Annotated in this window: 17 protein-coding genes and 1 riboswitch; of the genes, 2 read left to right on the top strand and 15 right to left on the bottom strand. The window is 46.3% G+C overall.

All coding sequences use genetic code 11. From position 1 onward, the window contains the following. Window positions 1–33 precede the first annotated feature (33 nt). The 12 genes from cysK to A8709_RS19810 form a co-directional block, all read right to left on the bottom strand. Window positions 34–975 carry a cysteine synthase A gene (gene cysK / locus A8709_RS19865; protein WP_065854369.1) on the bottom strand — a complete coding sequence of 314 codons (942 nt, stop codon included), beginning with the start codon at window positions 973–975 and terminating at the stop codon, window positions 34–36. A 112-nt stretch (window positions 976–1,087) separates the two neighbouring features. After that, window positions 1,088–2,038, bottom strand: coding sequence for a peptidyl-prolyl cis-trans isomerase (locus tag A8709_RS19860; protein WP_065854366.1), 951 nt, complete (start codon window positions 2,036–2,038; stop codon window positions 1,088–1,090). Between the two features lie 75 nt (window positions 2,039–2,113). Further along, a complete protein-coding gene (gene hslO, locus A8709_RS19855) occupies window positions 2,114–2,980 on the bottom strand; it encodes an Hsp33 family molecular chaperone HslO (RefSeq protein ID WP_065854364.1) in 867 nt (288 codons plus the stop codon). 28 nt (window positions 2,981–3,008) lie between these two features. Then, a complete protein-coding gene (locus A8709_RS19850) occupies window positions 3,009–3,773 on the bottom strand; it encodes a type III pantothenate kinase (protein ID WP_065854362.1) in 765 nt (254 codons plus the stop codon). Next, window positions 3,770–4,639, bottom strand: coding sequence for a carboxylating nicotinate-nucleotide diphosphorylase (gene nadC / locus A8709_RS19845; RefSeq protein ID WP_065854360.1), 870 nt, complete (start codon window positions 4,637–4,639; stop codon window positions 3,770–3,772). The genes A8709_RS19850 and nadC overlap by 4 nt, the downstream gene beginning before the upstream one ends. 1 nt (window position 4,640) lies before the next feature. Next, window positions 4,641–6,251: an L-aspartate oxidase gene (nadB, locus tag A8709_RS19840; protein ID WP_065854358.1), complete on the bottom strand. Its 1,611-nt coding sequence runs from the start codon at window positions 6,249–6,251 to the stop codon at window positions 4,641–4,643. 146 nt (window positions 6,252–6,397) lie between these two features. After that, window positions 6,398–7,336, bottom strand: coding sequence for a quinolinate synthase NadA (gene nadA / locus A8709_RS19835; RefSeq protein ID WP_028557389.1), 939 nt, complete (start codon window positions 7,334–7,336; stop codon window positions 6,398–6,400). A 201-nt stretch (window positions 7,337–7,537) separates the two neighbouring features. Further along, window positions 7,538–9,517, bottom strand: a complete 1,980-nt coding sequence (gene ftsH / locus A8709_RS19830; protein WP_065854356.1) for an ATP-dependent zinc metalloprotease FtsH — start codon at window positions 9,515–9,517, stop codon at window positions 7,538–7,540. Between the two features lie 97 nt (window positions 9,518–9,614). After that, complete coding sequence (gene hpt / locus A8709_RS19825; RefSeq protein WP_065854354.1) at window positions 9,615–10,154, bottom strand: hypoxanthine phosphoribosyltransferase; 540 nt, start codon at window positions 10,152–10,154, stop codon at window positions 9,615–9,617. 61 nt (window positions 10,155–10,215) lie between these two features. Beyond that, window positions 10,216–11,640: a tRNA lysidine(34) synthetase TilS gene (gene tilS / locus A8709_RS19820; protein WP_065854353.1), complete on the bottom strand. Its 1,425-nt coding sequence runs from the start codon at window positions 11,638–11,640 to the stop codon at window positions 10,216–10,218. 26 nt (window positions 11,641–11,666) lie between these two features. Continuing rightward, entirely contained in the window at window positions 11,667–12,575 is a 909-nt protein-coding gene (locus A8709_RS19815) for a protein kinase domain-containing protein (protein WP_065854351.1), read from the bottom strand. Further along, window positions 12,559–13,281: a vWA domain-containing protein gene (locus tag A8709_RS19810; RefSeq protein WP_065854400.1), complete on the bottom strand. Its 723-nt coding sequence runs from the start codon at window positions 13,279–13,281 to the stop codon at window positions 12,559–12,561. The genes A8709_RS19815 and A8709_RS19810 overlap by 17 nt, the downstream gene beginning before the upstream one ends. A 454-nt stretch (window positions 13,282–13,735) precedes the next feature. On the opposite strand from A8709_RS19810, the gene A8709_RS19805 reads away from it, so the two are divergent. Beyond that, window positions 13,736–19,048, top strand: a complete 5,313-nt coding sequence (locus A8709_RS19805; RefSeq protein ID WP_065854349.1) for an SdrD B-like domain-containing protein — start codon at window positions 13,736–13,738, stop codon at window positions 19,046–19,048. Window positions 19,049–19,115: 67 nt separating this feature from the next. Further along, the gene (gene srtB, locus A8709_RS19800; protein WP_084225179.1) at window positions 19,116–19,946 is read left to right on the top strand and encodes a class B sortase; all 831 of its coding nucleotides are present in this window, start codon (window positions 19,116–19,118) and stop codon (window positions 19,944–19,946) included. Window positions 19,947–19,956: 10 nt separating this feature from the next. On the opposite strand, the gene A8709_RS19795 is transcribed toward srtB, so the two are convergent. From A8709_RS19795 to A8709_RS19785, 3 genes are all read right to left on the bottom strand, one after another. Beyond that, window positions 19,957–20,805: a transglutaminase domain-containing protein gene (locus A8709_RS19795; RefSeq protein WP_065854347.1), complete on the bottom strand. Its 849-nt coding sequence runs from the start codon at window positions 20,803–20,805 to the stop codon at window positions 19,957–19,959. A gap of 55 nt (window positions 20,806–20,860) precedes the next feature. Further along, window positions 20,861–20,943: riboswitch (cyclic di-GMP riboswitch) on the bottom strand. A gap of 51 nt (window positions 20,944–20,994) precedes the next feature. Further along, window positions 20,995–22,137, bottom strand: coding sequence for a response regulator (locus A8709_RS19790; RefSeq protein ID WP_065854345.1), 1,143 nt, complete (start codon window positions 22,135–22,137; stop codon window positions 20,995–20,997). A 187-nt stretch (window positions 22,138–22,324) separates the two neighbouring features. Continuing rightward, entirely contained in the window at window positions 22,325–25,648 is a 3,324-nt protein-coding gene (locus A8709_RS19785; protein ID WP_065854343.1) for a collagen binding domain-containing protein, read from the bottom strand. Window positions 25,649–25,704 lie beyond the last annotated feature (56 nt).

Raw genomic sequence — 25,704 nt, 5'->3', positions numbered from 1 at the left:
GGCTTAATCCCGGCTTGTTGATGTAGATTAATCTTATTGCTCTTCGAATTGGTACAACGGCGTTGAAAGGTAACGCTCACCGTTACTTGGAATGATGGCAACAACACGTTTGCCAGCTCCTAGCTCTTTAGCAACTTTCAATGCTGCAAAAATAGCTGCACCGGAGGAAATTCCGCCAAGAATTCCTTCTTCTTTGGCAACACGGCGTGAAGTTTCGAACGCATCTTCGTTCTCAACCGCGATAATTTCATCATAAATGTTCGTATTCAAAATATCTGGAACAAAACCTGCGCCGATACCTTGAATTTTATGAGGACCTGGTTTACCGCCAGAAAGAACTGGGGATGCCGCAGGTTCAATTGCGTAAATTTTGATGTTCGGGAAGTTTTCTTTCAAAACGCCGCCCGCGCCTGTGATTGTACCACCCGTACCGATACCGGAAATGAAAGCATCCAGTTTACCATCATGTGCGTTGATCGCTTCAACGATTTCAGGTCCTGTTGTTTCACGGTGAACTTTCACGTTCGCTTGGTTTTTAAATTGTTGTGGAATGAAGTAGGAAGGATTCTCCGCTTGAAGCTCTTCCGCACGTTTGATTGCACCCTTCATGCCTTCTGCCCCAGGCGTTAGAACCAGTTGCGCACCATAAGCACGAAGCAGGTTACGTCTTTCCAAAGACATTGTTTCTGGCATAACTAGGATGGCTTTATATCCTTTTGCCGCTGCCACTAACGCAATACCGATTCCTGTGTTACCACTTGTCGGTTCTACGATGGTGTCACCTGGCTTCAATTTACCTTCTTGCTCAGCTACTTCGATCATGGAGATGGCAATACGGTCTTTAACGCTGGCACCTGGATTCTGGTACTCCAATTTCACATAAACTTCTGCACTGCCTTCAGGAACAACACGGTTCAAACGAACTAGTGGTGTATCTCCAATCAAATCCGTAACGCTCTGTACTAATCTTGCCATAATATTTCCCCTCCAGATTGAGTATCGAATGATTTCCGAGTTAATTAGTCGGTATTATTAATCTAATCTTATCAATGCACTTACAGGTTGTCAATCAAATTTTCACAAGCCACTAACGGAACATCGGGTCCACAATGCTTACCTTCCATTTACCACGCAGCTGCGCGACAAAATCTTTCAATGGAGGTGCTTGTTGCAGCGCAAGCTCTCTGCGTACGTTCTCCCGTATGAACTTCAGATCCGGATCTGCCTTATTCCGGCGATTCTTAAGGCTTACGACCGCGTACCCCTGAGAAACCTGAATCGGCTTGCTGATTTCGCCAACCTTTAGCAATTTCGCTGCATCCAAAATGGGCGCTGCAACAAAGGGATCGTCGCCTTCCACCCACCCCAAATCACCACCAGAGTTATTGGTGGCATCATCAATGGAACGATCTCTGGCTAAGGTAGCAAAACTCACTCCTTTGGCTAGTTCCGCAATCACCTTGTTCGCTTGATCCTTCGTAGATACAATGATTTGCTGAACGTTGTACTCCGTTTCTTGCTTAAACTCATCTGCATGCGTGCTTATGTAAGTATCCACCTGAGCATCAGTGATCTGAATAGTGGCCGTTGCTAGCTTCTCAAGTAACAACTTATTCGATACGTCATCTGTGATTTCCTGCTGCGACATCCCTAGCTGACTTTGCATGGAATCATAAAACTGTTGCTCACTTTCATATCCTTGCTGCATCCGTTTCAACTCACGGTTGATTTCCGCATTATCGACCGTTGTTCCCGTCTCATTTCCTTCTAAGCGAATCACTTCACGATCCAGAATTTGACCTAGCTGCTCTGTACCATAGTGATGAGCGAGAGCTGCTTGGAGCTCTTGCAGCGTGATTTCCCTGTTTCCAATTTTGGCGACAACTTGCGTATTCTTATCCTCACCCTGCTGTTCTGGCTCTGGTGATTGTCTTGGTTCTGATTGGTTGATGGCATGACTGATCAGCAAGGATGCGAGCACGAGAATACATATCGCCATGGCGACGATGACTCCCCACAATCGCTTTACGTTGTGCATCCTGTTTCCCTCTTTTACTTCCATAATGCTGTTTGCACCGGTGTATGCTGGCTATAGAGGTCAGCGGACACGCGCTTACAGATCAATCATCCGTTGTAAGTCTGCGCCTTCATAGCGATAGGCTTCATTACAGAAATGACAAACGACTTCCGCAACACCCTCGTCCTCCAAAATTTCTTGAAGTTCATGTTTGCCCAGCGATATTAAAGTAGACTCCACTTTCTCACGGCTGCATTTGCAACGGAACCTAACATCCATCTCATCTAATTTACGGAAGGACGGGAGCACGGTTTGTAGAATCTCTTCCAGATTCAATCCGCCGCCCAACATATTCGTGAAAGGTGGAATACGACCTAGCATACCCTCGATCTCATCAATTTCACTATCAGTTAAACCCGGAAGTAACTGAATGACGAAGCCGCCTGAAGCGATGATCGTATGATCGGTGTCAACGAGTACGCCGAGCGCAACAGCAGAAGGCGTTTGCTCTGACTTGGCGAAATAATATGTGAAATCTTCGGCTAATTCACCTGAGATTAAAGGAACACTTCCCTTATAAGGCTCTTTCATCCCCAAATCTTTCGTTATGTATAAAAAACCTTCTGTCCCCACGGCAGCCGCAACATCTAATTTGCCATTCTCTTTGAGAGGAGGATCTACCAATGGGTTATCTACATAGCCACGTACTTCACCCTTTGCATTCGCATCTACGACAATTTGCCCGATTGGACCATCGCCTTTAATTTGAACGATGAGATGTTCTTCACCCTTGAGCATAGCGGCAATGAGTAGACCTGCAGCAGCAGTTCTCCCTAATGCAGCCGTCGCTGTGGGTGTCGTTTGGTGCCTTTGGCTAAGCTCTTCTGTCAGGAGCGTCGTCTGAACGGCAAACGCACGTACACGTCCGTCCATCGCTGTTCCTCGAATTAAATAATCACTCATGTCTGTCGAGTTCCTTCCTTCACATACCTTAGGCATTTTTCTCATAAATCATTTGCAAACCTTGTAAAGTCAGCAGCGGATTGACGACCTGAATTGTTTTCGACTCACTGGAAATGAGCTCGGCTAAACCGCCAGTCGCGATGACAGTTGGATTGACATTAAACTCTTGAATGACTCTGCCAACGATGCCGTCAACTTGGCCTACGTAACCATAAATAATACCGGCTTGCATCGCAGCAACCGTATTACGGCCAACGACGCTCTTCGGCTTGACGAGCTCGATTCGAGGTAGCTTCGCTGCCTTTTGATACAAAGCTTCGGTTGAGATCCCAATGCCTGGCGCAATGGCACATCCCACAAGCTGTCCGGACGGGTCGATATAGTCGTAAGTCGTTGCCGTACCGAAATCCACAATAATACACGGAGCTCCATATAGCTCCAACGCCGCTACAGCATTTACGATTCGGTCTGCACCGACTTCCTTCGGATTGTCAACACGAACATTGAGGCCCGTCTTGATCCCGGGTCCTACGATAAATGGCGTCCTTTTTAAGTAGTGTAAGCAAAGGTTTTCCATCGCATTCATCAGCGGCGGCACAACCGACGAAATAATGACCCCTTCCACTTCTGCAAAGGTAATGCCCGAATGTTGGAACAGGCTGTGCAGCTGCATGCCATACTCATCAACGGTAGCCGAACGGTTCGTGCTCACGCGCCAATGATGCAGCAGCGTACGTTCCTTGTAGAGACCCAACACGATATTCGTATTCCCGACGTCGATCACGAGAATCATAGTGCTGTCTCCTTCCGCTCATTGAGATCCAATGAAATATCAAGTGCTGCTACGGAGTAGGTCAGACGTCCAACAGAGATCACATCTACACCTGTTTCCGCCATAGCCTTAATGGTTTGCGGCGTGACAGAACCTGACCCTTCTACTACAATATGCGGCGCTTTGCTTTTAATTATCGAAACTGCTTCTTTCATTGTGGCAGGCACCATGTTGTCCAGCATAATGATATCCGCGCCTGCTTGCAGCGCTTCATGAAGTTGTTCGAAGTTCTCGACTTCCACCTCAATCTTCATCGTATGCGGAATGTTCTGACGAGCTCTTTGAACCGCTTGCGTAATGCCGCCCGAGCCCTTGATATGGTTATCCTTAATCATAACCGCGTCGTATAGGCCAAAACGGTGATTATAGCCACCACCAACACGCACTGCATATTTCTCAAGCAGTCTGTGACCTGGCGTTGTTTTGCGGGTATCCACCAGTCTTGTTGGAAGGCCATCTAACGCCACTACGAATTCATTCGTCTTCGTAGCAATGCCCGATAGGCGCTGCATCAAATTCAGACTTAAACGCTCACCTAGTAAGATGCTGCGTGTATTGCCTTCCACTTCAGCTAGTATGGTCCCTTTATGAACAGACGATCCTTCGACCACTTTTGTTTCAAAACGAAGCGATGCGTCGATGACGTGAAAAACTTCTTGTGCGATACGAAGCCCACAAACAATTCCGTCTTCTTTGACGTGGATAATCCCCTTGGACTCTTGTTCCAAAGGGATTGTAGTCAACGTCGTGACATCGCCTGTACCGATATCTTCTTCCAGCCAAAGACGAATTTGCTTCCGCACGATTTCCATATTGATATCTAACATGTTAGATCCACTCCTCAATCCTATCTTCCCCGCGCTGGAAAACAATATGCTTCTTCCATTCAGTGTCATCCCGATCCGGGAAATCTTCCCGGTAATGACCGCCGCGGCTTTCTTCGCGGGCTAGTGCCGCCGTCGTTGTTAGTAGTGCTACGTTGAGCAGGTTAGCAAACTCATATTCTTCACGTTTCGTCATCAATGAGTCGAAAATAGACAACTGTCTCGCGAGCTCTTCATGCCCTTTTTGCAAGCCTCTAGCATTACGCTTAAGACCCGCATAGCGCAGCATGACCTTTTGGAGCTTGAGCTTCTTCTCCACTACTGCTTGATTCGGAATTTCAGTTCGCGGCGCTTCGGAAGCTGCTCGAATCTGAATATTCCCTTGCAGTGGAGGCAGCTCTTGGATTCGTTCAATGATTCTACGGCCGAAAACAATCGCCTCAGATAAAGAATTGCTCGCCAATCGGTTAGCCCCGTGTACACCGGTTGAGGACACTTCCCCACAGGCGAATAGACGACGAACCTGCGTTTCTCCATGTAAGTCTGTCTTCACGCCACCCATCATGTAGTGAGCTGCCGGTGCGACTGGAATCCAATCCGTACTCATATCGAGTCCGTAATTCAAGCAGTATTCGTATATGGTAGGAAAACGATGTTTGATGAGTTCTTCTGATTCATGTGTAATGTCGATGTAGACGAAAGTTGATTTGCAATTCTCCATCTCGTCTACGATTGCGCGGGCAACTACATCCCTCGGCGCCAGCTCCAACTGAGGGTGATAGCGATCCATGAAGCGTTCGCCTTTGATGTTGCGCAAATAAGCGCCTTCGCCGCGCACCGCTTCGGAAATCAGAAACCGCGGTGCACCTGGGTAGCACAGCGCTGTCGGGTGGAATTGGATGAATTCCACATCCTGAATCTGTGCTCCTGCGCGGTGAGCTATCGCAATCCCATCGCCTGTGGCGATATCGGGATTCGTTGTATAGCGGAACAGCTGTCCCGCGCCACCGGAGCAAAGAACCGTGGCGTTGCCGCGCACAAACACGCGCTGTCCGCCCGGCTTCTGTACCAGCGCGCCGTAGCATTCGCCGTCTTGCGTAATGAGGTCGATCACGAAGTGATCGTCCCAGATCTCGATATTCGGATCTTGCTTCGTCCGCTCCGAAAGTGCTCTTACAATCTCCGCGCCTGTAGCATCGCCATTGGAGTGCAAAATCCGACGTTGGCTGTGCGCCCCTTCTTTGGTTAAGGCAAATTCCCCGTTCTCCAAGTCGAACTGGGTTCCCATCTGAATCAAATCTTGAACGCCCGCAGGACCTTCATGTACAAGCACATCCACAGCTTCTGGCGAGCAAAGCCCTGCACCCGCGATCAACGTATCTTGCCGATGGTATTCCGGTGAATCCTCGTCGGAGATAACGGCCGCGATACCGCCCTGTGCATAGCGCGTATTGCTGTCTAGCAGTGACTTCTTCGTAATCATGAGCACTTTCTTATTCTCGCTGGCGCGAAGCGCTGTGAAGAGTCCTGCAATGCCTGCACCAATGACAATTACATCTGTATGTATATGAGGAATGGAATCTAAATCAACATCTACAAGATATCTAGGAATCATGACGTTTCACCTGTTCTTCACCATTAATTAGCTCATAAAGCAAGGTTAGCTTGTCCACCATCGACTTTTTACGACAACATCAATGTGCGGCGGAAACTAACCTGCTTTATGAGGGTACCTATTCATTGAACAAGAAGCAGCGCATGCTACTTCACTTGTAACATGCGCTCCAAGGACAATCTTGCTTTATCTGCTACATCTTCCGGTACATAAATTTCTGGTTGCATGGTTTCCAGACACTTCACAATTTTCTTCAAATTGTTGACTTTCATATTCGGGCATACCAAGTATTTGGTCGCAAAATGGAATTGTTTGTTCGGGCTGTCTAGACGCAACTGATACCCCGTTCCGTCTTCCGTTCCTACGATAAATTCTTGGCAATCAGACTCTTTGCAATATTTAATAATCGCCGTTGTGCTGCCAACGAAGTCACCAAGTTTAACAACTTCTGGGCGACACTCTGGATGAACAACGAATTGTGCGTTCGGATATTGTGCTCTCATTTCTTCCACATCTTTGACGGTCAGCATATCGTGCGTGTTGCAATAGCCTTCCCAGATGATAACTTTTTTGCTTGTGAATTTTGATACATAGTCACCCAAATTTTTATCCGGTACCCAGATGATCTCATCTGAATCGACGGAATTGATGACATTGATCGCATTCGCAGATGTACAACAAATATCGGTTTCCGATTTGACGTCGGCTGATGTATTAATATAAGCAACTACCTTTGCATTCGGATGCTGACGTTTGAGGGCGCGCAAGCCTTCTACATTCACCATATCCGCCATCGGGCAGCCGGCACGTTCGTCTGGAATGATGACCGTTTTATTCGGAGCTAGAATCTTCGCGCTCTCCCCCATGAAATGGACACCACAGAAGACGATGACATCGGCATCTGTTTGTGCAGCCTTCTGAGCGAGCAAGAAGGAATCTCCTCGAAAATCGGCCACCTCTTGAACTTCGTCACGCTGATAATAATGAGCAAGAATAATAGCATTCCGTTCTTTCTTCAATTGCAACAAGCGTTCTTTGAGCTCACGATTCTGCTCGGCTTTACGTTCTAATGCTAATGCTTCCATGGTGCTTCCTCCCCTATCTGGGACGTAAGAATTGTCTCATCGTCTATCTAAAAGTAGTATGATCTAAATGCAATAAAATTAGAGATTTACAACTAATTTACACATTCTCACATCGCCTGTCAATGCGCAAATATATTGAAAAAACTCGGAATTCCGCGCACACTTGACGTGTACAACGGATTTCCGAGTTCATATCGCAACTTACTCTTCTGTTTGATCCGGTTTAATATCTTTAACTTCTTTATCTTCTTTAACTTCTTTATCTTTGTCGAATTCAAGCTTGTTGCTCTCGCTTGCTTGGCTTTGACCTTGGATCGTAACCTTCACATCTTCATCGTCCGAGCTAGCATTCAGCTTGCCCTTCTCCAAAAGCGCGATGATTTCGTCTTTATCCAACGTTTCTTTCTCTAGCAATGTATTAGCAACAAGGTGGATTTGATCTGCATGCTCTGTAAGGATTGTGCGTGCACGTTCGTAGCACGTACGAATGAAGCTTTGCATCTCTTGATCGATCTCGTAAGCAATCGCATCACTATAGTTCTGCTCGTGTCCGATATCGCGGCCCAAGAAAACTTGGCCTTGCGAGCTGCCGAACTGCATTGGTCCAAGCTTATCGCTCATTCCGTATTCCATAATCATGCGGCGAACAATTCCCGTTGCTTTCTGGAAGTCACTGTATGCACCTGTGCCAATTTCTCCGATGAACAGTTCTTCGGAAACACGGCCGCCAAGGAGACCCGTAACTTTATCAAGAAGCTCGTTCTTCGTTTGCATCATGCGATCTTCGCCTTCTTTTGGCAACATCATCACATAACCGCCAGCGCGTCCGCGAGGTACGATCGTAACCTTGTGAACCATATCCGCATTCTCTGCATGATAACCGATAATCGCGTGTCCCGCTTCATGGTACGCTACGATACGTTTCTCAGTTTCGGAGATGATACGGCTTTTCTTCTGTGTACCTACAATAATACGATCAAATGCTTCTTCAACCTCAGCCATCGAAATATCCTTACGATTACGACGCGCCGCGATTAAAGCCGCCTCATTTAATAAGTTCTCAAGATCAGCACCCGTAAATCCAGTTGTATAACGTGAAAGTGAATCTAGCTTCACGTCTTTCGCAAGCGGCTTGTTACGTGCGTGAACTTTCAGTACGGCTTCACGGCCTTTGATATCTGGACGATCTACCGTGATTTGACGGTCAAAACGACCTGGACGCAATAAAGCAGGGTCAAGAATATCAGGGCGGTTCGTTGCAGCTACGATGATAATACCCTCGTTCGCGCCAAATCCGTCCATTTCAACAAGCAATTGGTTGAGCGTTTGCTCACGCTCGTCATGTCCGCCGCCTAAACCAGCGCCACGTTGACGACCAACCGCATCAATCTCATCGATGAAGATGATACAAGGTGAATTCTTCTTCGCGTTCTCGAACAAGTCACGAACACGGGATGCGCCGACACCGACGAACATCTCAACGAAGTCAGAACCTGAGATACTGAAGAACGGAACGCCTGCTTCACCTGCAACCGCACGAGCAAGCAACGTTTTACCTGTTCCCGGAGGACCATTCAACAGAACACCTTTAGGAATTCTGGCGCCAACCGCTGCGAATTTACGAGGATCCTTGAGGAACTCAACAACCTCGATTAATTCTTGCTTCTCTTCATCTGCACCCGCCACATCCTCGAAGGTGACTCGCTTCTTCTCCTCATTATACAGGCGTGCACGGCTCTTGCCGAAGTTCATGACTTTACCGCCGCCGCCTTGCGCTTGATTCAGCAAGAAGAAGAACAAAATGAAGATAATGACGAATGGAATAATGGACGTAAGAAAGCTAATCCAAACGCTATCGCGTTCCATCGGCCCGTACTCTTCCGTTGGTACGCCGTTCGCTTCAATCATTTGAACTACTAACGGCTCGTAAGGAGCATGTGTTTCGAAGCTCTTCTTATCCGCACCATTAGGGGGATTAACGTACTTACCCTTAATGGAATACGTATACCCATCGAACTTCAGTACAACAGACTCTACATTCTTGTTAACTACTGCTTGTCGGAATTTATCGTAAGTGATTAACTCCTTTTGTTCATTCTGGGTACTGATGAAATGAACGATCCCTACGGTAACCAAAAATATAAGCAAATAAAAGCCGGTATTCCGGATAATTCGATTCATAACGAGCCTCCTCTCAAACGGCACACTTTTATTATTTTACCACATTCCGGTAAAGCGCCACAACTTTACAGGTTTGACGCGTGCACGAAACATGACACTAGCTCGAGTAGATCTCTGGTTTCAATATGCCGATAAATGGAAGGTTACGATACTTCTCTGCATAATCCAGACCATATCCAACAACGAACTCATCCGGAAGCTCATAACCCGCATAATCAGGCTCAAGTTCAACCGTTCTTCGTGCCGGTTTATTAAACAACGCAACAACCGAAATTGTCTTGGCATTGCGGCGTTCTAGCACATCTATCAGATAACTGAGCGTTAAACCGCTATCGATGATATCTTCTACGATAAGGATATGACGTCCTTCCACTGGCACATCAAGATCTTTGATAATCTTAACTACACCAGAGGATTTCGTAGATTGACCATAGCTGGATACCGCCATAAAATCAATTTCCAAAGGAACTCTAATTTGCTTCACAAGATCCGCCATGAAAATAAAAGCGCCCTTCAGCACACAAATAACCAATGGATTCTTACCTTCGTAATCAGTGGAAAGCAATTCCCCTAATTCCTTGATTTTACCTTGAATTTGTTCTTCACTGTAAAGTACTTCTTGAATGTCGCTGTACAAGGATGAACCCCCTAGATTATATTATGAATCCTTATAAATTTACATTCTAGAAGAACGAAATTTACGTATGTTCCTGCAGCACTAGCTTCATATGAAGCACACGTTCTGTGTCTGGTTCGACCAAAGCGTGTTTGGACCTACGAAATCCAGCAATCCACAGAATGCGCCCGGCAGCATCGACCAGTAGTGGGATGACCTCACGCCGAGTTGACGGCATTTTGGCATCAATGAACATATCCTTTACCTTTTTGGATCCGTTTAAACCAAATGGTTCCAATCGGTCACCCGATCTGCGGCTTCTAATTACAAGCGGCATGGCTACTTGGTCCAAATCCAAAAAAACGTCCGTTGCAGTTGAGGATAAGGCCGCTTTCTCATTCGAGCTTGAGGACATCCATGAGCAGATTAATTTGGCATCAAACTCCGGCAGGTACAACTCTCTAGACATTGCTTCGATCTCATAAGCATAAGGCTTAGGTTCTGGAGCAAAGGTCTGAAATTGAATAGATCCATATTCTCTCACAATATAAACCTGTTCATCCACCTGAAGAACTTGATTCGAAATTAGATCTCTACTAATTAACTCACGCACGCGCTCAATCCGCGTAAAGACCAGCCGTTCCCGTTCCACACAAAGACAGTTTAATATTAATTTAATCAAACGCCTTTGTAAAGCAACGTGGAGCTCGGTGAAGTCACACCGTTCAAAGCGGCAGAGGTTGGACTGAAAAGTGATGATTTGGCGAAAAACCTTCTCGGTTTCCACCGCTAAATAATCATCTTCAGCTTGCATCATATCCGTCAATCGATTGAGTGACTCGGGAAGTTGTTCATTATACTGTCTCAGCATCGGCATTACATCCAGCCGAATCCGATTGCGGAAATACTTCCGCAGCTCATTGCTGCTGTCATTACAATAGGTAATTTCATGCTGAGTGCAATAATTCACAATATCTGATTTGTATATACGTAAAAAAGGACGAATCAGTTCCACTTTTTTTTCTCGTCTGCGTTCCGGCATGCCAACAAGCCCTGAAGGGCCTGTCCCTCTAAGGATTCGCATCAGTATCGTTTCGGCCTGATCATCGGCATGGTGAGCTAGTGCGATCCGATGTGCACCATATTTATCCGCCACCTGGTGGAGAAATTCGTATCTTTTCTCCCGCGCGGCGGCTTGCCCATTTAGCGAAGCTTCCTCTATATAGGCTGGAACATCGATGACGCCGATTTCACACGGCAATCCCAAACCCGCAGCAACCTCTGCGACGAAATCCGCCTCTGCATCCGATTCGTCACCTCGAAATTGATGATTCACATGGGCGACAACCAATGTCCAATGATACTTGTCTGTAAGACGAAATAGGACATGCAATAACGCCACAGAGTCAGGTCCTCCTGAAACCGCGGCGATAATCACATCTCCTGGATCTGCAAGCTTTATCTCATTTACTCTTTGTTCGACTGCGGCAACAAGATCTGTTTCCATCTCACATTCCTTTCTGCCAACATGCTTTAACCCCAAAATACATAGATCGTTGCTCCGCAAATAAATAGAGAAGCAGCAAAACATATTTTGAGCCACGGCAATTTTAAGGTTGAATAGGCGACCTTTTTACCCGCTAATAGCTTTCGCCAATAGATGCTCGCTTCCTCTGAAGTTCTAAATTCGCCATGCAATGCTTTGTTCAGGAAGGGCGCAAGCTGCGCAGCAACTGGGTTTTCCTTCATAATGGCAGTTAAATGATCTAACTCACGATTTTGAGGGAGTGTTTTGATAAAGCCTGTGAAGCGCTTGCGGTGATCTAATGATTTTAATAGTAAAATGGCAAATGAAAATAGATCGTAGCTTTCCTCCGCAACTCGTTCCCCCATACTCCAAAACCCGCGATCGTAGACTTCAGTAAGCTGCTTAATTGCGCGCCCCTTCGACGTTACGCCGCCGAAATCAATCAGGTCGACATCTCCATAATTAGAAACAATCATATTCTCAGCCTTTAAATCCCCGAACACATAACCGCTCTTATGTATCTCGGTAAGCTTCCGCAACAAATTGGAGCCGATGACATAAATCCAATCTTGACCCCGTTTATGTATAAAATCGGAAAGGGTCACGCCCTCAATATAGCGCATGACATAAAAGGAAATGCCCTTCCCTTGAACGATCATATCGTCGGCATCAATCAAAAAATTCTTAAACGAATTGTCTTTCAGCGATATCGCCAGCAAGGAATTGATTTCTGACTGATGGTCTACCGTTTCATAGCCTGCTTTAAGGGCAAATCTAGCAGATCCCCTTCGCACAAGGGCAACAATCCCATTCGAACCCGCACCTAATAAGCGTTCGACCACATACACACGGCCATTCCATTTCCCCTTAATTTCAGACCCTGGGCGAAAGGCTTCATCATACCACGTAGTCACTCAGCATCCCATCCTCGGTCGTCGTTGGTGAGAAAGGCTTTTCAGTCACATATTGCAAAGTTTGCAGCAGTGCCGGACCGGTTGGCGTCGTACCCTTCATGTTTATTTTATAGAACATCTTGTCGACATTTGCAAGTTGATTCGTCCAACCGTGATCCATTTCCAACTCTTGATCTCTCGTTTTGGTCGAAGGGAAGTGGAAAACAGCAAGCTCACTCACGCCCGTACGCGCCCGCAGGCTCAGCAAAAGATCATGGATCGCTTCACGCACCGCGGCAAGTTTCGGCTTCATACTCGCACTTGCATCTATAAGGAGAGCTACCCGCAGTGATGTGGTTTCACTCATATTATCAATCACTTGTACGACCTCGGCCCGCTTTTCTGGCGGCAATTGTTCAATCTGGGATATGCCTAGAATACTTTGAAGCTCCTTGCCTACGGCATGCTGAATGGTGGCATTGACAGTTTTGCGTGTCATCATCTGCACGGTTTGGGAAAGCTGCTCAGAATTCACAATCCTGCTCATTCCTCCGCCTGCCGCTGCAATCTCACGAATCTCCTCAGACCCTAGTACCCCGAGTTCTCCATGATCAATCACCCCGATGACATTCACAGCAACACCTTCTGCTTGTGCTTGAGCCGCCGCAATGACAGGACTGACCCCAACGTTGGAGCACCCGTCTGTAATTAACAAAATTTGTTTCATCATGATCTTCTGCCTCCCTGGCCGATAAGATTAGCTCTCTACTAGTTTCCATCCTAGTTTTTCCATTTATGAGAGCGTCTAATCATCCTGGGACCAAGGGATCGAGCCCACATTTCATCTAATAGAGATTCAGGTCATTTGTAGGATTTTAAAGAAAACTGTCATATGTTAAGAGATTTGTTCAGAATTTGTTCAGTTCTGTCATGTACAGTAGGAAAGATCTGTTATAGACTATATTCAATAGATCACTAGGTATAAATACCTATATAAAAATCTATAAAATTATCATTTTTCATAGGAGGTGAGACTTAATTTCTATGCTATAATTCATCATTCATCGACAGCTTAGCTTCTACATAAGGATTTAAAATCATTTACGAAACATGCAGTTGGACTATTTTTGCATTAGAAAATACATTGCCAGCTCATGTTAATGGATTTGGGGGACAATGTAATGTATCGTTTATCTCGCTCGAAAAGAAAGAAAACCTTTCTTCGGTTTCCAAAAAAGGTTCTTTTCTTACTCTTAGCCCTTTCTTTGGGCGTGCTGCCTTATTACAATTTCGTCGTCTTTGCCGCACCGATCGCGCTAACACTGGAGAAGTCGGTTGATAAAACGACGGCTAAGCCCGGTGAAACGATCACGTATACAATTAAGTATGCGAACCCGAGCACGACGGACGATGCAGTGGACATGCTGATCACAGATGTCTTGCCATCCACACTCGACTACATCGACGTTGATACAACGGCAGATGTCGCCTCTGTGTCTGCGGTGGCCGGCACGGTAAAGTTCAACATGATTCCCCTTCTACCTGCAGGTAGAACAGGCGTGCTAAAGCTGCGAGCGAAATTCAAAGAAGGTGTCACCCAACAAGGTGATGTCGCTCTGAATACCGCTACTGCAACGGCTACTAACGGCATTCCTACTTCATCGACAGCACAAGCTGTTACAGCTACGCTGAATGCACCTGATTGGCACATTGCGAAGAGTAAAATCGTTCCTACAGTTAATCCTTCATTAGATAGCGATGTCACATATGAGGTGAAGTTAACTGGCAATAGCACCTTAGGTGGGTCGAACATTAACAGCGTTGGTGTTTATGATACGTTGCCACCTAATTCTGAGTTTGTTTCAGCTACCGGCGGCGGTGTATACGATTCCGTGTACGGAAGTGTGTACTGGACAATTCCTACCTTACATGTCGGCCAAGAAATGACCTACAATGTTGTCTTGAGATTCCCGGCCAGCTCAGGCTTTGCCGTCGGCAACTCCGTTACGAACTCCGTTTATGCAGCTGGGACCAGTTTAGCGAACACTGTACTTACTACTAATATCGCTAGCGTAACGCACCTTCTCGCTGCTCCGACACCGGGTATTTACGGTATTAATAAGGATGCTCGTCAATCGAATGATGAATATGCCCTTGGCCAGCTTGTTAATTACAAAATTAATAATTTCGGTAACAGCGGTAATGTACCCTTGGATACCCTGATTGTGGAGGACGCGATTCCCCCACAGATTGATTTGACCAAGGTAACCACCGGTTCCTATGTGAATAATACCGGCGTGCATGTATCGGTTAGATATCAAAAGAACAACGATTCTACTACCTGGTACAACTGGGTCAGCGGTACTGGGCTGAGCACAAGCAGTAATCAGGATCTACCTGTCTCTGCTTTAGGTTTTGGAGTCGGAGATTTCGTCTCGAAGGTACAGTGGGTGTATGATTCTGCTCCTGCAGGGTTCCGAATCGCATCTGATATTCACGTCTATGGCCAATTACTGAGTACGGACCATAATGCTGCTGCCGTTGTAGTCAATCAAGTGATCCCAAATACAGCAACGTTAACCGCAACTTATCTCGCTACTCCAACTTTGAGCAGTACAGATACCGTCTCAATTAAGGTCGTAGATCCTAAGCCTTGGATTCTAGCTGATAAGTCTGTTGTCGGCAGCTCTTCCCTAAGAGAGGGACAGACGGCGACCTATAATTTAAGGGTGCAGAATCATGCTTATGCTACCGGTGATTTGACTTCACCGACTATTCTAGACTTCTTCCCAGAAACACAATTGGAAGACTTTACTGTTGTAAGTACCGATCAATCCCATGCTCACACGAGTGGAACATTGAGTTTTACACACACGACACCTACTGTCGGTTCTGTCACTTATTCGGTCTATAACTGGACATTCACAGGTGCCGTCCTGCAGCCTGGGGATTACATTGATGTGAAGATTAGCGGCAAAGTCAAAACGCACACGCTCAATGGTACATTTGGCAATACCATGTATGCCGCTAGTGCTGTTACAGATAACTTCCGAAGTGACATCCCTACTGTTCTTGATAGTAACGACTGGGATGGAAATGGGACAACAACGAAATTTGTTTCCGATACGGCGAACATCTATGTGAAGTTCATCGGCTCCCTTGAATCCGTCAAATGGGTAAAAGGTGAGCTCGACAGCGGCTTCTCCAAGTACCCGGCTTACGGAAAGACGCTCCCGGGCGGAAAAGCTATGTATCAATTGGTTGTAAGCAATAACAGCTCCAACGGACCGATCTCGAATATCGTGATCATCGATAAGCTGCCACGTATCGGGGATACCGGCGTTGTCGATACCAATGGACGAAATTCGGATTGGAGACCTTATCTTGTCAATAACGTAACAGGTCCGAACGGTGCTCCGCTAAGCAATCAAAGTTCGGAAATCAAAGTCTATTACTCGACCAAGGATGCCCCGGATGTCAGCGAAATTTCCGATCCGCTTCACCGCGCAACTGCTGACACCAGTGATTGGAAGCTAACACCTCCAGCGGATATCACAACGGTAAAAGCATTAAAGTTTGATTTCGGCACCCTTTCCTTAAACCAAGGACAGTCCGTTACATTAGAGTGGGACATGCGTGCGCCCGTTAGCGCACCGAGAAACCAGATCGCTTGGAACTCCTTCGGTTACGGGGCTACCTATCCAGATGAGGGCGGACCACAAGCCTTCCTACCATCCGAACCCATCAAGGTTGGTTTCCTTGTCGAAGGCGTAGATCCAGCTTTAACAAGTAATCTTGGTGATTTTATATGGGTAGATAAAAATGCCGATGGCAAACAAGATGCTGGGGAAGCTGGCATCAACGGTGTGCTGGTGAACCTGTATCGCACTTCCGCTCCTACAACGCGGATTGCTTACACGAGAACGGGTAATGAACATGGCACCAATAAGCCAGGCTATTATGAATTCCCTGACCTCGCCGCGGATGACTATACAGTGGAATTCGTTATGCCAAGCGGTGGCTACTTCCTGTCACCTCAAGATAATCCGGCTGCGACTGATGCAACGGATAGCGATTTCGCCCTATACGATTCGGCATCCAAAACGTATCGAGTCCACACCTTTTTACCTGCCAATACGAGCAATATGACACTCGATGCAGGTATTTATACCAAGGGTGAAATTGGTGATTTCGTTTGGAATGATGTCAACGCCAACGGGAAGCAGGATAGTGGTGAACCTGGTATTAGCGGGGCCACCGTCAAACTTTTTAAATCATCCGATCTGACGACGGCTATTGCCACAACAACAACTGACGCTTCAGGAAAGTATCTATTTCCTCAGTTGGATCCAGGCAATTACACCGTACAGTTCATGAATCCAACTGGTTACAAACCTACCCTTAAAGATCAGGGTGCTGATGATGCCAAGGATTCTGACCGCGACGTCATAACTGGTTTCAGCCATTCGATCGCACTCACTTCAGGACAACAAGATCATTCTGTTGATGCTGGTTTCTACCTTGGTGAAATTGGTGATCTTGTGTGGTATGATCGAAATGCTAACGGTGTTCAAGATGCAGGTGAACCTGGTATCTCTGGCGTTACCGTCAAGCTATTCGATGCTGGAGATCTTGCTACTGCGCTATTCACAACAACAACGAATGGCAGTGGCATTTATAATTTCTCCAATCTGCTTCCTGGTAGTTATGTTGTAAAGTTCACAAGGCCAACCACATACGACTTCTTCTCTCCTTCTAACACTGGAGGGGATGATGCGAAAGATAGTGATGCCGTCTTTACATTAAGGGAAGACGCCGAGGCTACGGTCAGCGGTATTACACTTCTGGATGGTGGACGTGATTACACCTTTGATGCTGGGTTATTTAGACCAGCTAGTCTTGGCGATAAAGTCTTCCTTGATGCCAATAAGAACGGCATTCAAGATGCAGGCGAAGATCCTGTGCCAGGGATCGTTGTTAACCTGTATAAAGCTTTGGATCCTGCGCACATCATAGCTACACAAACCACAGATGTAGCAGGCCTTTATAAATTTACAGGGTTAGATCCGGGCAGTTATATTGTAGAATTCGTGAAACCACAAGGATATGGCCTATCTGCTAAAAATCAGGGCGGCGACATCACCTTGGATTCAGATGCTGATCCTACGACTGGTAAAACAGGTTATATCTCCTTATCTTCTGGCGATGACAACATTACCGTTGATGCCGGACTTTATCTGCTGACAGATGGCTCTCTCGGGGACATTGTCTGGGACGATCTTAACGCGAATGGCGTACAAGATGCTGGGGAGCCTGGTATTCCTGGTGTAACGGTCGAGCTGTATCAAGCAGGTACAGCGACATTGCTTGATACCCAAACAACCGATGCTGGGGGACGTTATCTTTTTACAAACCTTTTGAATACCGGCAGTTATCAAGTGAAATTCATTAAACCTGCAGGCTATAAAGAGAGCCCTGTGAATGTTGGCAGTGACGATAGCAAAGACTCAGACCGTGACTTAACGACAGGACTCAGTCATACGATTTCTCTGCTTACAACAGTTAATGATTTGACCATTGGTGCTGGTTTCTACAAACTCGCTAAACTGGGAGACCGGGTATTCGTTGACTCCAATGTCAATGGCTTGCAAGACCCAACAGAGCTTGGTTTTGCTAATATGACCGTAAAGCTCTATCTCACTTCCAGTCCAACTGTTACTGTAGCTACTGCCGTAACTGATGCCAACGGGTACTACTTATTCGATAATCTCGAGCCAGGCTCGTATGATGTCGCCTTTACTCCTGTTAGTAACCATTTATTTACAATTAGTCTGTCCGGTTCGGACCGTGCAGTCGATTCCAATCCTAATAGTTCAGGTCGCGTAACGGGTATTGTTCTCAAGTCAGGTGATGACGATCGTACCATTGATGCTGGGATTTATGCGTATACACCTTATATTCCGCCGTCACCATCGCCAACACCGACACCGAGCATTACGCCTACACCTAAGCCGACAACAACTCCAGGGCCTACGCCGACACCAGGAGTAACACCTGCGCCTAGCGTGAAGCCTACACCGGCTCCTGAGCCGACACCTTCCGCACCCGTCACAACAGACGAAGATACGTCAGTGGAAGGTGTCATCCCTAAAGTTACGCCGAATACCGAGAACACCGTCTCTGCCAAACCAGAAAACGGCGATGTTGAACTCACAGACGACGGCAAATGGATCTATACACCGAAAGAGGGCTTTAATGGGACTGACACGTTCACCATTGCAATTAAAGAGCCTGATGACACCCTTTCCTATGTGGATATCCAAGTGAATGTCTTGCCTAAAGGTAAGAACAAAGGAAACACCAATTCACTTGTTCCTAAAACAGGCCAACAAGCATACAGCTCCATCTATTTAGCTGGACTTGCTATGGTGCTTGCGGGAATAAGCGTCTTTGGTGCCACGCGCTGGCAGCAGCGCAGAAATAGATCTAAATAAGAATGAAAGGGGCACATGATGTGCCCCTTCTTTTTACCCCGACCGATTAAGGAGGCTTGCAGGACACATGGTGAAGCAAAAGTCCGTGTCAACAACGAAATCTTATGCACTTTGGTACGGGCTTGCCTCCCTTTTACTTGTAGGCGGCATCTCCTTCATCAGTTTAGATGCGTACAAGCTTCATAAGGAGAGCAAGCAATCCGTTACGCTTAGCCATCAGCTCTCTCAGCTCTATCATGCGAATGTGCAGCCTCAATCCGTTGTTACACCTTTCCCGCAGGGCAGTCCGGCAACCGAACTTCCAAAACCAGTAGAACCCCAGGTTACGCCGATTCCTATACGCGAGAAGCTAAAAGCCTTAACTAGGATAAACAAAGAAATCATAGGTTGGCTTCACGTCGACGGGGCCCGCATTGATTATCCAGTTGTTCAACATGAGGATAACGACTATTACTTGCATACCGATGCAGGGGGGAAACCATCGATTTACGGCAGTATTTTTATGGATTATCGCATTGATTGGACGCGTCCTCAGCGAAATATTGTTATTTACGGGCATAACATGATTGACGGTACGATGTTTGGCAGTTTGGGTAATTTCAAGAAGGAAGCCTTCTACAAGGAACACCACAGTATTCAGCTTGACTTAGCAGACAAGGAAACCACCTGGGACGTATTCGCCGTATACACGATTGACGCTACACGCGATACGGTTGAAACTTCCTATGAGAACGATCAAACATTTCAACGTGCCTTGAAAGAATATCGCCAAAAATCACTGTATACGACGGATGTTCTCCCTACGGTAAAAGATGAAATCCTCACCCTCGTCACTTGCAGCAACGAGACCGATGACACACGTTTAGTTGTGCATGCCGTCAAAAAAAAGGAGCCCTAGGGCTCCTTTTTTATTTATGATAGACCGTATCCGCAACTGGATAGTCATTTACTTCCCATGTATGCCCCATCGCAGAGAGGGCTTCATTCGTTACATTGAAATAGTCTGTCGATTGAACACCCGGATGATCCGGTGTCGGATCGTCGAAGACTGTGTCGAGCATGTACCAGTTATCATCGATTTTTACTTCATTCCACATATGGGATTGATCAGGATCGTCATTGATATAGCCTACAACCAGATGGCTTTCAATCCCCGCTTTACCAAGCAGCATGTTCGTAAGAATCGCGTACCCCTGGCAGACTGCTTTGTTGTTATATAAAGCCGAATAGGCCGTATGACCAATTTCACCTAAATCCTCATAAGAGGTGTGCGAAACGACATAGTCGTGAATCGCTTTTTCTTTCTCAAACGGGGTCATCTTCGATGTAAGAATCTTATCTAAGATACGATCGACTTCCTCATTCACGAATTGATCCTGTTCGTTAGTTGTCAAATATGAAGGCTCCAAGGTAATCTTCAGGTTCCCGATACTGCCCTTCATTTTGTAAGAGAGACTCTTCATGTTCCAGTACAGTTCTTCGTTCAAACTGCTCTGCGCATGCTGAATCGCATCCTTCACACCTTGCAAATAGCTTGTGGCGTCTTTCGGCGCTTTGGCTGTAAAAAGGATGGTGATGACTTCAGGCTTCTTCGCCAACTCACTTTGAATCGTTGCTTCTAATTCAGTTACATCCTTAGCCGCAACTGCCACGCTAGTGGAACTATCACTACCTGATGCTGCATATGCAGTCGTTGTCGAAATGAGGAACATGACCAATACGAATAGTGCAATTGATACATTAAACTTGTTGCGCATGACAAAAAACCTCCTTTGTAATGAAGCCAAAAGAGGATAGAATGCTCTGCTACCTCTTGGCGGCCCGACGATCATAGCGAATGCTTTAGACTCGTGGCTTTGCGTCCCTGCCTTTCGACAGGTTTGCCTTTTTCAAAAAGTTAAATTCTACTAAAATATAAGTCTATCTTACCACTTGCAAGACCAAAGTCAAACGTTTTGTTTCTTAACTAGTTCAAAAGTATCGTGATACCACTTTGTCAGGGTAGGACTTGGCATTATGGCTAGCTCTTCCTCTAGGCGGGAGCGCAGCTCCTCATACATCAATTTGATATCAGCAAAATGATTAGATAGAACATACACTTGCATGAGTCCATAATAGCCGCTTTCCACAAGCGGATATTGCTCCTTCATCAGCCGATAGAGTTCGCTAGCATCGTTTAGCAGTCCCATTTTCAGACAAAAATCTGCTACACGTTGAAGATGATGCAGCCTGACAAGACGCAACCGTTCTCTCTCCGCTTCTGCCCACTCAAACGATGACTCCCCGAGATAATCACCTTTGTAAATGGCCAATAACGCTTTGTAGGTACTCACCGTTGACACACTCAACTCCGGAGCATGCAGCAGCTCGTGTTCCCACATGTCGACATCTACGAAAACATTGTCAAATTGCAAGCGATATCCTTCTTGTTCATAGACAACCTGAATCGAAAGCCCTTGAATTTTCAACATTTTGCGAAGCTGATAGACAGCTGTATGTAATTGCACAGAAGCACGTGTCATCTCCTGCTCTGGCCATAGCAACTCAATTAGATACTCCTTACGTATAACAGGCCCACGACGGTGATGTACAAGGAAAGTGAATAACTCCTGCGTTTTGCTTGTGCGCCACGAGAAGTTCCTCACATCCTCATTCCCACTTAGCCAATGCAATGATTGAAAACAGTTTAACTGCACTTTCACGATTGACCTTGAGGATATCTTGGATTTGGCTAGCACCTTGCGTAATCTGTCTAGCGTCTTATTCAAACGATCAGCAAATACAGGCTTCAGTACATAATCCAGCGCGTGCAGTTCAAAGGCCTCAACTGCATATTGATGAAACGCCGTCACGAATACGATATGAAGGTCCGGTTGCAGCCTATATAGCTGCTCCGCCAACTCCATGCCCCCGATTTCCGGCATTTCCAGATCGACAAAAATAACATCCAAGCGTTGTTGCTCTACAATTCGTATCGCTTCCCTGGGATCTACTAACGCTGCAATGATATCCACATCGTTTTGTACTTCCAGCAGCTTCTCCATACTCCGTAACGCCAACGGTTCATCATCTACTAACAATGCCCGCAACCTATCACCTCATCTTGGCTTCCCCATAGCTGTCAGCCACTTTGCCCCAGACGTATGTACTAGAAATTTTATCAGAATGGCTGGATAGATACAAAGAATTTTCCAGAGTTTTCAAAATGAAAGAAGCAGGGAAGATTCCCCTGCTTCTTCATACGTCAACCAATACAAGTCCGTCGTTACAGGCTACCTAACGTTTGCGACGAACTCTTCTGCCTAACATAACACCAAATAGTACAAATGTAAGACCAGCCAGCTTCACATACAAATGACTAGATTCTCCTGTCACCGGCAGCGTAGCAGGTTCTTTGTCTAGCGGCACGACGACACCAGAATCAGTCGGCTTTGGCGAAGGGACCGTGACAACAGGCGGCGACGCTTTTGGAGTTGGGTTCGGTGTAACTGACGGGCTCGGGGTTATACTTGGTGTTGGTGTTGGTGTTGGTGTCGGTGGTGGTGGCGTTGGTGTCGGCGTTGATGTCGGTGGTGGTGGCGTTGGTGTTGGTGTTGGTGTTGGTGTTGGTGTTGGTGTTGGTGTTGGTGTCGGTGGCGGCGGCGTTGGCGTTGATGTCGGTGGCGGCGTTCTATCGTTCGTAAACGTCAGCTTCTTGTTCTCAGCAGCCTGCAGCGTGAATGGGTGATCACTGGTATCAAGCACATAGCCACTTGGTGCCGTCACTTCTTTTACCACATACGACCCGGCTAATAGACCATTAAAGAGCGCTACTCCCAATTCATTAGTTGTTTGCGTTTGAATCAAATTTCTCGCATCACCGGAAACGCGATACAAACTGTAGATTGCTCCGCTCAGGACCGTTTCTCTATTCGATTCTAGCTTTTTAACTTCTAACGACCCGCGGACACCATTCCCTGTACCGGAACCGGTTGAGACGCCCACGGTTATCTCTTTAACCGTCTCTTTCGTTACGGTGGTCACATTGTTACCGCTAAAATCCACCGCATTCGATACCGTATCTTTATCATTTGCAGCGATGACCGACTGATACTCTAATACATAAGCGGTTGAAATCGGATGCGTAAACGCTAAATGGAACGTCTGGGATCCATGAGTATCCGTTGCAATATCCAGCGTGTACGCAGTGCCTTTTATCAGTTCCACACTCTTGGTTAAATCGCCGTTCTCAGCTACATTTGTACTAAACAAATGAAAAGAATCCTCTACCAATACTTGGTTTACTGACGGATGATCAACAATCTGTGCATCGGATAACGTTGATTGGCCACGATTCACAGTGATCGTCCAGTTAATTTTATCTCCGCTTTGCGAGCCATTTTTAGTGACATATTCGCCACCATGAGGTATGCCTAAATTCGCTGTTAAATCTCCAGAGACCTGCGCTGTACCATTAAATACTTTCGCTGTGTTGGAAACCACTTCAGGAATAAGCTGACCATCCAGACTTGTATTAAAGACAATACTATACGCTGCTGAAATCGGCTCATGGAACGTAATGATGAGCTTATTTTGATCATCAACATTAAAACTATAGCGTGAAGGATCTACAACTGTGCCCAATGTCGGCGTACCATCCGCAGATATGATCATGTTGTACACGACTAACGTGTTTTCGACAAACTTCTGATTAGGTTGTAAGACATCTTCCACTTTCGCTGAATCAAGTTCGTTCCCCCGATAATTGATGCCGACCATCCATGTAAGCTGCTTATTCATTAAATTGAAAGAACCGTATTTAAAGCCATTGTCCTTGTACTCATCCCGCGGATAAAAGGCGGCTCCAACTTTCTTCGTATAGTTATTTTCATTCGAGGCATACCAGTTGATTTGAGCCTCGTTATGATAATCCGTTGCACTGCCTGGCGGGTCAATCCAATCCAAACTAAAATCCGTTACATAGTTGATGATTACCGGTTCCGTCACCTGATTTGCAAACGTCACCTTGAAACCATCACCACCTGCATTCACATTCAAACTATAATCAACGTCTCTCACCAATGTTTCCGTTCCTTTAGTTATCACTAAAGTGCTTTCCACGAGGTGCAAGCCTTTATTGGGGAACGTATCCTGCAAAACAACTTGGTTCATCACTTGGCTGTTGCCGTTTAACTCGATTTTCCAACCTACTGTTTTCGCGCTGTAATCGATAGCTCCTACGTTTTTAATAAGTGCAACTTGCGTAATATCCTGCGAGGCCGTGCTATACTCCTGTGTCCACGTTGTTACTGTATTCGTAATCGTAGTGTCATCGAGAATCGGAAGTGTCGCATGGGTCTCGTAATCAATCCGGTAAGCGGAAGAAATAGCACCGTTGAATTGCAGCTTGAATACATTGCCACTTTCTCCTGATGGCGTAATCGTATATTGATCGGTAGGCACCAGACCGCCACGTATCTCATTGCCCGAAGCATCAAACGTCACCTGATAGACATGAAGTGATCCATCCACAAGTTGATGCGGCACGCTGACGGTGTCGATGATGTAGGCGTGCTCTTGGATAATTGGAACTTCTCCGCCATTGTAAAGAACACTCCAATACACATTCTGTTTATTCGCTTGATAGTCCGTGTTCTCTTTGCGAATCAAACTTCCTCGACGCACAGCAACCGTTGACGATGCGGTAACAGCAGACTGGTTACTTCCTGTGAATTGAGCCGTATTCGTAAAAGACGTCGCAGCGGTATTCGTAATGTCCGTTGTATATTGAATGCGGTAGGCCGATGTTATTGGACCATTCGTGAAATGAACGGTCAGAATCCCTCCGTCCGTATTCACAGTATAGTTGCTGGCATCCACCTGTGCCCCTTGAACGACCGTACCATCTAACTGAACAGCCAATTGATAAACCGTAACCGCCGCCGGCGCTGATAGCCCAGCTATATTAGGGTCCGTCAAGACGGCATCTTGAACCTGATCCAGCGTTTGATTCACATCTACCGTCCAAGCAATAGACTTGGGATTGTAGCCGGAGGGAACGCCCATTTTACTGATAGTCGATGTCACCGTAGGCTTGAAATGGATCGTGAAGATCTGCTCACCGCTTCGAATCGGAATCGTTATCGTTTGCTCGGTGGTTCCCGTAATCTGGCTGCGATCAAATTGCGTTTGGAACGTCAGCGTTCCATGCAAATCATCATGGCTCTCGATATAGGGGTTAAACGTGACAACCACATGGTGACTGTCTTTATCCGCATGGAATGTCCCCGCCGTAGAATTATCATCCGTCTTCAGTGTACCGCTTACATCATTAAATAGTTGGTATTCCTGCGGCAGGGTAAAAGAGAACGTATCCCCGTCATGGTAACCATGCCCATCCGGCAAAGACCACATGTAGTCCAGCTTCACCTTAGCACCTTGGTCATAGACATTCCCTGTAACGACTTGACCCGAACTGTCATACACCGCCATCGTGACACTATCCAGGATGTTACTTGATATTTCCGTCGCGTTTACCTTACTAGATAAGGTAATGCCATACATGCATTGCATAAACATAAGTAAAGCAATCAGCATGGCCTTCGTCTGCTTCTTCCTCATTTCTTAGACCCCCATTCAGATATGTTACTTCCTCAAGGCAGGAACAGCCCTGCTCC

Source organism: Paenibacillus pectinilyticus (assembly GCF_001700435.1).
Lineage (GTDB): Bacteria > Bacillota > Bacilli > Paenibacillales > NBRC-103111 > Paenibacillus_E > Paenibacillus_E pectinilyticus.
This window is presented reverse-complemented; position numbering and strand designations above follow the sequence as displayed.

Coding starts and splice junctions, on each gene's coding strand:
- A8709_RS19795 (WP_065854347.1), bottom strand. CDS start 20,805: ATGCGCAACAAGTTTAATGTATCAATTGCACTATTCGTATTGGTCATG.
- nadB (WP_065854358.1), bottom strand. CDS start 6,251: ATGATTCCTAGATATCTTGTAGATGTTGATTTAGATTCCATTCCTCAT.
- A8709_RS19810 (WP_065854400.1), bottom strand. CDS start 13,281: ATGAAACAAATTTTGTTAATTACAGACGGGTGCTCCAACGTTGGGGTC.
- cysK (WP_065854369.1), bottom strand. CDS start 975: ATGGCAAGATTAGTACAGAGCGTTACGGATTTGATTGGAGATACACCA.
- srtB (WP_084225179.1), top strand. CDS start 19,116: ATGGTGAAGCAAAAGTCCGTGTCAACAACGAAATCTTATGCACTTTGG.
- A8709_RS19850 (WP_065854362.1), bottom strand. CDS start 3,773: ATGATTCTCGTGATCGACGTCGGGAATACGAATATCGTGTTGGGTCTC.
- ftsH (WP_065854356.1), bottom strand. CDS start 9,517: ATGAATCGAATTATCCGGAATACCGGCTTTTATTTGCTTATATTTTTG.
- A8709_RS19860 (WP_065854366.1), bottom strand. CDS start 2,038: ATGCACAACGTAAAGCGATTGTGGGGAGTCATCGTCGCCATGGCGATA.
- nadA (WP_028557389.1), bottom strand. CDS start 7,336: ATGGAAGCATTAGCATTAGAACGTAAAGCCGAGCAGAATCGTGAGCTC.
- A8709_RS19785 (WP_065854343.1), bottom strand. CDS start 25,648: ATGAGGAAGAAGCAGACGAAGGCCATGCTGATTGCTTTACTTATGTTT.
- tilS (WP_065854353.1), bottom strand. CDS start 11,640: ATGGAAACAGATCTTGTTGCCGCAGTCGAACAAAGAGTAAATGAGATA.
- A8709_RS19805 (WP_065854349.1), top strand. CDS start 13,736: ATGTATCGTTTATCTCGCTCGAAAAGAAAGAAAACCTTTCTTCGGTTT.
- hslO (WP_065854364.1), bottom strand. CDS start 2,980: ATGAGTGATTATTTAATTCGAGGAACAGCGATGGACGGACGTGTACGT.
- nadC (WP_065854360.1), bottom strand. CDS start 4,639: ATGTTAGATATCAATATGGAAATCGTGCGGAAGCAAATTCGTCTTTGG.